This window comes from Agathobaculum sp. (assembly GCF_050946325.1).
Classification (GTDB): Bacteria; Bacillota; Clostridia; order Oscillospirales; family Butyricicoccaceae; genus Agathobaculum.
Genome location: NZ_JBMNUP010000074.1, coordinates 1 through 8,623 on the forward strand (window position 1 = coordinate 1; position 8,623 = coordinate 8,623).

At 57.3% G+C, this 8,623-nt stretch carries 9 protein-coding genes; 3 read left to right on the forward strand and 6 right to left on the reverse strand.

Annotated elements, in window-relative coordinates; genetic code table 11:
- The 6 genes from ACOYIE_RS06950 to ACOYIE_RS06975 form a co-directional block, all read right to left on the reverse strand.
- Nucleotides 1–1,346 (reverse strand): penicillin-binding transpeptidase domain-containing protein (locus ACOYIE_RS06950; protein ID WP_433411735.1); only part of this gene is annotated, 1,346 nt, incomplete at its 3' end.
- A 22-nt stretch (nucleotides 1,347–1,368) separates the two neighbouring features.
- On the reverse strand, nucleotides 1,369–1,848 hold the full coding sequence (locus ACOYIE_RS06955; RefSeq protein ID WP_433411737.1) for a hypothetical protein: 480 nt from the start codon (nucleotides 1,846–1,848) through the stop codon (nucleotides 1,369–1,371).
- Between the two features lie 34 nt (nucleotides 1,849–1,882).
- On the reverse strand, nucleotides 1,883–2,731 hold the full coding sequence (mreC, locus tag ACOYIE_RS06960; RefSeq protein WP_433411739.1) for a rod shape-determining protein MreC: 849 nt from the start codon (nucleotides 2,729–2,731) through the stop codon (nucleotides 1,883–1,885).
- A gap of 58 nt (nucleotides 2,732–2,789) precedes the next feature.
- Nucleotides 2,790–3,353 (reverse strand): Maf family protein, encoded by a 564-nt coding sequence (locus ACOYIE_RS06965; RefSeq protein WP_433411751.1) that lies wholly within the window; start codon nucleotides 3,351–3,353, stop codon nucleotides 2,790–2,792.
- Nucleotides 3,354–3,360: 7 nt separating this feature from the next.
- Nucleotides 3,361–5,391, reverse strand: coding sequence for a DUF3656 domain-containing U32 family peptidase (locus ACOYIE_RS06970; RefSeq protein WP_433411741.1), 2,031 nt, complete (start codon nucleotides 5,389–5,391; stop codon nucleotides 3,361–3,363).
- Nucleotides 5,388–5,696 (reverse strand): cell division protein ZapA, encoded by a 309-nt coding sequence (locus tag ACOYIE_RS06975; RefSeq protein ID WP_433411743.1) that lies wholly within the window; start codon nucleotides 5,694–5,696, stop codon nucleotides 5,388–5,390. The genes ACOYIE_RS06970 and ACOYIE_RS06975 overlap by 4 nt, the downstream gene beginning before the upstream one ends.
- A gap of 209 nt (nucleotides 5,697–5,905) precedes the next feature.
- On the opposite strand from ACOYIE_RS06975, the gene ACOYIE_RS06980 reads away from it, so the two are divergent.
- The 3 genes from ACOYIE_RS06980 to proB all read left to right on the forward strand — a co-directional run.
- Nucleotides 5,906–6,538, forward strand: coding sequence for a GyrI-like domain-containing protein (locus tag ACOYIE_RS06980; protein ID WP_433411745.1), 633 nt, complete (start codon nucleotides 5,906–5,908; stop codon nucleotides 6,536–6,538).
- Between the two features lie 137 nt (nucleotides 6,539–6,675).
- Nucleotides 6,676–7,845, forward strand: coding sequence for a DEAD/DEAH box helicase (locus ACOYIE_RS06985; protein WP_433411747.1), 1,170 nt, complete (start codon nucleotides 6,676–6,678; stop codon nucleotides 7,843–7,845).
- Between the two features lie 166 nt (nucleotides 7,846–8,011).
- A partial coding sequence (gene proB, locus ACOYIE_RS06990) for a glutamate 5-kinase (protein ID WP_433411749.1) occupies nucleotides 8,012–8,623 on the forward strand: 612 nt, incomplete at its 3' end.

An 8,623-nucleotide genomic window follows, 5' to 3' on the forward strand; every position in this document is an offset into this window, starting at 1 on the left:
GCTGCGATGGAGGTCAGCACCTTAAAGGTGGAGCCCGGCGGATAAACGCCGCTGGTGGCGCGGTTGATAAACACATGGCGCGGGTCTTCCAGCAGCTGGTTATAGGTTTCCGTATCCTGGTCATACGTTTCCAGGTCAAAAGTCGGATAGGACGCCATCGCCAGCACCTCGCCTGTATTGGGGTCCAGCGCAACCGCGGCCGCGCCGCGGCCATATTGCGCAAGATTTTCCTCAAGCGACTGCTCTGCCGTTTGCTGCAGGTCCAGATTGATGGTTGTGATGACATTGTCTCCCGGCACGGGCGCATACCCCGAGGTCTGCTCGCTCACCGTATCGCCGCCGTAGCTGGTATCCACCGTGCGCGAACCGGCCGTGCCGTGCAGGTACGGCTCCAGCGCAGCCTCCAGGCCGGTTTTGCCGATGGTATCGTTCATATTATAGCCCGGCTTATCGCGGTATGGTCCTCCGTTTTCCGTTCCTGTCCATTCGGTGGCCCACATCGTTCCAACGGTGCCAAGCAGGTGCGCTGCCAGTTTGGTGTCATACCGCCGGACGGCATCCGTCTCGATCTCCACGCCGCTGTACTGCTGGTGATGTTCTTTCAGATAGGCAATCAGATCAATTGAAATATCGGTTGCCAGCGTAAAGTTAACACGGGTGGCAAACCCCATTTGCCGCATGCTGTAATACAGGCCGACCATTGTGCGCGCATCCGCTTCAGACAGGCCGGCGGGCATCCCCTTTTTCTCTTCCAGATAGGTCCGCATCACGCGCACAAATTCATCCGCGCTGACCAGCTCTGTCGCGTCCAGCGCGCTGACCTCGTCAATGACCTCGCCATCCGCATTATAGCGCGGATTTTCCTTTTGTTTTGCCTCAGCGTCTGCCACAGCCTGCTTTACCGTATCAAGCCCAAGCGTTTCACGGCTTTTCTTGATATAGTCGGACAGGTCGTTCAGGTCGCCGCCGGCAACATCCATATAAGTGTACGGCGCCGTCTGGCTGACGGGCAGAATATCGCACAGGGTTCCGCCGTCCTGCTGCACTCTGTGCGCCAGGTCAAGCAGCCGTTCATACTGTCCCTCCTGCTGCCAGGAAGAATGCACCAGCACCATGGAAAACGCCGTTTTATTCGTTACCATCGGGCGGCCGAAGCGGTCCAGAATTTCACCGCGCGCAGCCGAAACCGTAGACGTTGTCGTCAGAAAGGTTGCGGCGCGTTTGACATATTCTCCGCCGTTGATCAGCTGAAGCTGCACCAACTGCCCTGCCGCCAGGCCCGCGCACAGCAGCAGCAGGCACAGCAGCGCAAGCAGCCGGCGCAGCAGTTGATTTTTATTTACCATGGGTTACCTCTTTTCCGGGATATCAGCGCGGGTCAAACCGCCGGCACAGCTTGGAAACCGGCACATATGCAATGAAACAAAACAGGCATGCCAGCAGCGTACCGCCGGCAACCTGCTTCATCACCAGCAGAAAGGACGCGCCTTTCTGCGGCAGCAGATAGGTAAAATACCGCAAAAGGCCAAGCAGCACCATTTCAAACGCGTTCAGCATCACCATGGAAACGTAGCTGCGGCTCAGCGTCAGCCGGCTCATCATGCCGGCCACAAGCCCAAATGCCAGGAAGAAAAGCGGATAAAGGCCGTCAATCCCAATAAAACCAAGATCGTAAAACAGGCCGACAATCAGACCGACCACCGCCCCCTCCATCGGGCCGCCGCACAGCGCGGCCGCCGCTACAAAAGCGGGCAGTATGTCCACATGGTATCCGCGAAAATCCCACGCGCCGAACAGGGTCGTCTGAGCAATATAGACCGCCAGCACCAGCAGGGCATATAAAATCATCTTTGGGACGGATAACTGTTCTCTCTGCATGATGTCACTCCGTTGTTGTATCGGTAAAATCCGTGATAATGGACACGCTCGATACAGCCTCCACATCGACAAAGGGCTTGATAACGGCGTAATACGAAATGCCGTTATCCTCCGGCAGCACGCTTTCCACCGTGCCGATCATAATGCCCTTGGGGAACACGCCGCCCGTGCCCGAAGTTTCAACCGTATCGCCGATAATCACCTGCGCGTCTTCCGTCAGATAGGAAAGGCGGAGCGTCCCCTCGGCCATCAGGTCATAATTGCCTTCGGCAATGGCGCTCTCGCGTGTGCGGGTGATCAGCGCGCCGCACTGCATCTCAATGTCAATCACGCTCGTCACCTCGCAGTAATTGGGCGCAACCGAGCTGACGTATCCGGCCATGCCGTCCAGCGTGGTGACAAGGTCGCCGACCTCCACGCCGTGGGACGAACCCTTATCCAGCGTCAGCGTCGTCGCCCAGTCGCCCGGATTGCGGGCAATTACCTCGGCCGGCAGTTCGGTCAGTTCGCGCTCGCGCGTTGCCTGACCGGCCTGCTGACGCAGGCGGTCATTCTCCTCCAATGCAAGCTTGGCATCGCGCACCGTCTGCTCCATATCGCGTATCTGCTTTTTCAGCTGCTCATTTTCCGCCTTCAGGTCGTCAAAATCCGTAAAATAGCTGACGCCCCTGCCCAGCGCGCCGCTGACGCCCGTAACCAGCCGCTGCACCGGCGTGACCACCATGCCCGCCAGTTTTGTCACGGGGGACGGGTTGCCCGTCACGCCGCTGTACAGCGCGCTGAGGATGCACAGCGCAACCACAACCGCTATACCGATAAAAAAACGCGAGCTTATGTTTCTTCTCCGTCGCAAAAAGGTTCCTCCAATCTATCGAAGCCTGCGCGATTGGGCGCACAGGTCCGTCAGCGCGTCAAATCGCGCCCAGTTCCCGCAATATCACATGCAGCCCTGCCACCGGCAGACCCATCACGCTGTAATAATCTCCCTCGATCCCGGCAATCAGCAAGGCGCCGCGGCCCTGAATGCCGTAAGCGCCCGCCTTGTCCATCGGTTCCCCCGTCGCAAGGTAGGCCGCCAGTTCATCCTCGGCAAAATCGCGGAATGTCACGCGGGTGCGCGTACACAGTGTGCGCGCCGTCCCGTCCGGCAGCAGCACGGCCAAACCGGTCAGCACCTCATGCGTGCGGCCGCGCAGACGGCGCAGCATCTCTGCCGCATGCGCGGCGTTTTCCGGCTTGCCGAGCGGCAAACCGTCGATCGTTACCATGGTATCCGAACCGATGCAGACCGCATCCGGATGCAGTCCCAGCGCGGCCTCTGCTTTCAGCCGGCTGAGACGCACAACTTCCTCATCCAGCGGCGCGCCCCGGCGCAGCGTTTCATCTGCATCCACAGGGCACACCGTAAACGTCTGCGCAATCAGCGCCATCAGTTCGCGCCTGCGCGGCGAACCCGACGCCAAAACCAGTTTCATCACGTTTTTACTCTACTCCTCGTTTGTATAAACCGTTGGTAAATTCCCCTTCCAGCGGGGCCCCGTTGAGAAATGCCCGCGCGATGTGCAGACATTCCTCCGGCGTTTCAATGGTAAACATCAGCCGCGCGGTATGGACCCCCAGACGGGCAAAATCTTCCCGCAGGCACAGCGGACGGTTGCTCAGCAGCGTGTTGCGGCAGCCGAATTCCGGCAGCAGCGGAAAACGCTCTTTTTTGCGGTCAGTCAGGCAGGTGAGCTTTTCTCTGCACACGCATCTGCCCCCATTTTGGCGGCGGATCGCGCAGTTTTCAAAAATCATCAGCGGCAGCCGCCCATACACGATCAGTTCGGTTTCCAGCGGCCCCCGCATATCTCTAAGCTGGGCCAGACGCGCCTCAAACGACAGCGTCTGCCGCTTGATCCCCAGTTCGGCCAGCGTTTCCAGCGTCTGGCTGTTGAAAGCATTCAGCCCAAAATCGCCGTGCATGGCAAAACCCATGCGGCGCGCAAGCGCGGCCTGGCCGATATTGCCCAGCAGCACCGTTCCCGTGCCGCGGCTCATCGCTTTGCCGAGCAGCATCTCAATTTTCGGCTGTTCCGCGTCCGAAAATACGCGCGGCAAAACAGCGGGCAGGCCGGTCTCCGCCGCAATATGCAGCGGAGCGTATATCGTCTCCATACCCAGTCCGGCAAGCGCCTCCGCCTGCTCCCGCGTGCGCACTGATGCCGTGAACCCGCGAAAACCGCGCGCGATGCGCACAAGGCCGCCCTCATCCGGCTTTGCACTGTCCATCCAGTCAGCCGACGGGGGCACCGACCGTTTCGCCAGCAGCAGGTAAAGTGCGTCCCGCCGCATGCCGTTCATAACAGAGGCCGGAATCATCAGCCCGTCCTCCATTTCAATGCGCAGATGTTCCGCAAAAAACGGCGTTCCGCCTGTCTTCCGCAGAGATTTTTCCACCATGTCCGGCGTAGTCGGGCGTTTTTCCGCCCGCTCGACGGGCGCGCACACTGTCACGCCGCCGGCGCTGAGCACCGCGCCTGTATCCTGGCGGGCAGAAAACTGCATGTTGACCGGAACCAGCGGCGCCTCTCTTCCCTCTGCAAAGCGGCGGGCAGCCTCATCGTACAGGCCCTGCACCTCATGCAGCGGCACATCGGTCTTGACGCCGAACATCCCGTCGCCCTTTTTTCCTGTATAATAGTCGTCGGTAAACCCGTCGCGCGAAAAAACAAGGCGCAGTATTTCCCGCTCTTCCGGCGTCGGTCCACGATGCTCCCGCAGCAGATCCGCATAAATACGGGTAACAATCGCCGTGTACTCCGGCCGTTTCATGCGTCCTTCAATTTTCAGCGAGGACACGCCCATATCCGCAATTTCCGCCACATGACCGGCAAGCGCCAAATCCTTCAGCGAAAGCGGGTATCCGCCGCTGTACGGCAGGCGGCAGGGCTGCGCGCACAGTCCGCGGTTGCCCGAACGCTGCCCGATCAGCGCAGAGAGGTAGCACTGTCCCGAATAGCACATACACAATGCGCCGTGCACAAAAACCTCTGTTTCAACGCCGGCCTTTTCGGTAATCAGGCGCACCTCATCCCGCGTACACTCGCGGCTGAGCACCACGCGCGAAAAACCGAGTTCTTTTGCCTCCCGCGCGCCGTCCAGCGTATGAATGGTCATCTGCGTTGAGGCGTGCAGCGCCAAATCCGGCGCATGCGCGTGCAGCAGCCGCGCCAGACCAAGGTCCTGCACGATGAGCGCATCCGCGCCCGCTTCATACAGAAATCTCGCGTCCCGCAGCGCATCGTCCAGCTCGCGGTCTCCCGCAAGGATATTGAGCGTGATATTCGTTTTTACGCCGCGCGCTCGGCAGTAGGCAATGGCCTCCGCCATCTCCTCCTCCGAAAAGCCCTGCGCATTGCGGCGGGCATTGAACACGCCGAATCCCATATATACCGCGCCCGCGCCCGATTGCACGGCGGCGCGCACTCCCTCCGGCGAACCGGCAGGGGCCAATAATTCCACCCTGTTCATCTGCGCTTCTGTCCCGCTGTCTGCGCGCCGCGCTGCGCCTGGCTCCGCAGGGCCTCGTTCTCCGCCTCAAGCGCACGGCACTTGGCCGCAGCGTCCTGCGCAGCCTTGTTCGCCTTCAGGTATTCATCCGTCAACTTAACGCAGGCCAGCGCCAGCGCGCGCGTCGACGCAAATGCAGGCGAACCGCCGCACTCCGCAATGGTCTGCTGCGCCAGTTCTGCCACCTCATGCATATATTCTTCGGATTCATCGGCCAGCATGGTATAACGCTGCCCTGCGATTTGGATGGTTACGCGGTTTGCCATGACCAATCCCTTCCTCTCGTCAAAATCGTTCAAAAGGCATATTTCGATAAAATATAGTATACCACAATCTGCTCTGCATGGAAACACTAAATTACAGCCACCCCTTTTTATCTTTGGACGGACGGGTTCTAACTCTGCCGATTTCACGATCCGTTGCATGAAGCGGCAAAACATACTATAATAAAAATGAATTTGACGGAGGTAAAACTATGGCTTTTGACTTTAAGAAAGCATATAAAGAATTTTATATGCCGAAGAATAAACCAGAGATCGTAACTGTGCCCAAAGCGAATTACATTGCAGTCAGAGGAGCGGGAGATCCAAACGAAGAAGGGGGAGCATATCAGCAAGCGATCAGCGTGTTATATGCTGTTGCATACACCCTGAAAATGAGCTATAAAACAGACCACAAAATTGAGGGGTTTTTTGAATATGTAGTTCCTCCGCTTGAAGGGTTTTGGTGGCAGGAAAATACTGATGGCGTAGACTATGCCGACAAATCCGCATTTCATTGGATTTCTGTTATCCGTTTGCCTGATTTTATAACCCAAAAGGACTTTGAATGGGCGGTTGAGACCGCCGCCAAAAAGAAAAAGTTAGATTGTTCATCTGCGGAATATCTTACGATCGATGAGGGATTGTGCGTTCAAATGATGCATTTGGGCGCATTTGATGACGAACCTGCAACCGTTGCGCTTATGGATACATATTTAGAGCAGAACGGCTATGTGAATGATATCAATGGGAATAGACTGCACCATGAGATTTATATGTCTGATGCAAGAAAGGTTGCTCCGGAAAAGTGGAAAACTGTCATTAGACATCCGATAAGAAAAGCGTGAAATTCCAGACTATCGATCCGTTGCCAACTGTGCACATACCGCCCTCTGCCGTTTTACGCCAAACAGCGAGTTGCGCAAAGCGTGCGTATATGATATATTGAAAATGAATTACAAATTAAAACAAAGGACAGAAAGATATGGAAATCAACGGAGTTCAGACCGAAGGCGCAGTCAGCTACGCTGTGCTCGGCCTTTCACCCGAAATCATGCGCGCGCTGGATAAGAAGGGCTATCAAACCGCTACCCCTGTGCAGGGCGGCGCCATCCCCTATTTTATGGAATGGAAAGACCTGATCGCCAAGGCCCCTACCGGCTCCGGCAAGACGTTTGCCTTCGGCATTCCCATGGTGGAGCACGCGGACCCTGACGCCGCCTTTGTGCAGGCGCTCGTCCTCGCCCCGACGCGCGAGCTTGCGCTTCAGATTGAATCGGAAATCCGCGGCCTGTGCGAATTCAAGCAGGGCGTGCGCGTTGCCTGCCTGTACGGCGGCGCGCCGATGGATAAGCAGGTCAACGCGCTGAAAAAGAAGCCCCAAATCGTTGTGGCAACGCCCGGGCGGCTGATGGACCACATGAAGCGCCGCAACATTGAGCTGAACCGTGTACAGACCGTTGTGCTGGACGAAGCCGACCGCATGCTGGATATGGGTTTTATTGAGGATGTGACCAAAATTCTGGACCGGATGCCCGGCCGCCGCAACCTCGGCATGTTTTCGGCCACACTGTCCATCGAAGTGATGGATATTTCCTGGGTCTATCAGCGCGACCCTGTTGAAATCACCGTACAGGCCATCGATGAGGACCGTCCGGACATTCAGCAGTACCGCATCGCGCTTGACTGGCGGGATAAATCCGATCTGACCGCCAGGCTCATTGAAGCGGGCGGCTATGCGCGCGCCATCGCCTTCTGCAACACCAAAGCCATGACCGACCGCCTGACCGGCCTGCTCAAAACGCACGGCATCGACGCCGCCTGCATCCACGGAGACATTCGCCAGCGCGTGCGCGAGGCCACGCTCAGCCGCTTCCGCAAGGGCCGCCTCCGCGTGCTGGTTGCCACCGACGTTGCCGCACGCGGACTGGACATCGACGATGTAGACGCAGTAATCAACTATGATGTTCCCGAAGAAAACGAATATTATATTCACCGCATCGGCCGCACCGGCCGTGCCAGACGTCACGGAGTATCCTATACACTGGTCACCAGCATTGCGGAAAGCGTCCGTATGGATGATATCGAGCGCAGCACCCGCAACAAAGCCGCCAGGCTCAAATATGAAAACGGCGTACTGCTTGAAGTGGAATAATCTTTCCCTGCCCTGCGCCGATGCAGCCCCCGCTTTCTTAAGCACAGTATTAAGGAAGCAGGGGCGTTTCTTTTGCAGAAAGATTTTCCGTTTTCCTTGTATCTGTCAGTTTACTGTGCTAAAATGAAAGGGTATATTACTTGCATATCAAAAAGGAGAATCCGCCATGCTGAATATGAACGAGGTGCGCCGCATTGTTGTCAAAGTCGGCACCTCGACACTGACATATGAAAACGGCAAGCTCAATATCCGCCGTATTGAACGCCTTGTGCGTACCATAAGCGATCTGCAGAACCGCGGGTTTGAGATGGTGCTTGTCTCGTCCGGCGCGGTTGGCGTGGGCGCGGCCAAGCTTGGCTGGGGCGGGCGCCCGCGGGAGCTGGCGATGAAGCAGGCCGCCGCTGCGGTCGGCCAGTGCGAGCTGATGCATATCTATGACAAAATGTTTCTGGAATACGGCATCAACGTCGCGCAGATTTTGCTGACGCGCGAAAACATTGTCGATGACGATCAGCGGGAAAACATTCATAACACGTTTACCGCACTGATGCGCACCGGCACCGTGCCGATCGTCAACGAAAACGATACGGTTGCTACCGCCGAACTCAAACACATTGAAAGTTTCGGTGACAACGACACGCTTTCCGCCGTGGTTGCGCGCATGTGCAGCGCCGACCTGCTTGTTATCTTTTCCGACATCGACGGTCTGTACGACTCCGACCCGCGCAAAAACCCGCAGGCCAAACTGATCGGTCATGTGCGCAACATTGACGCAAAA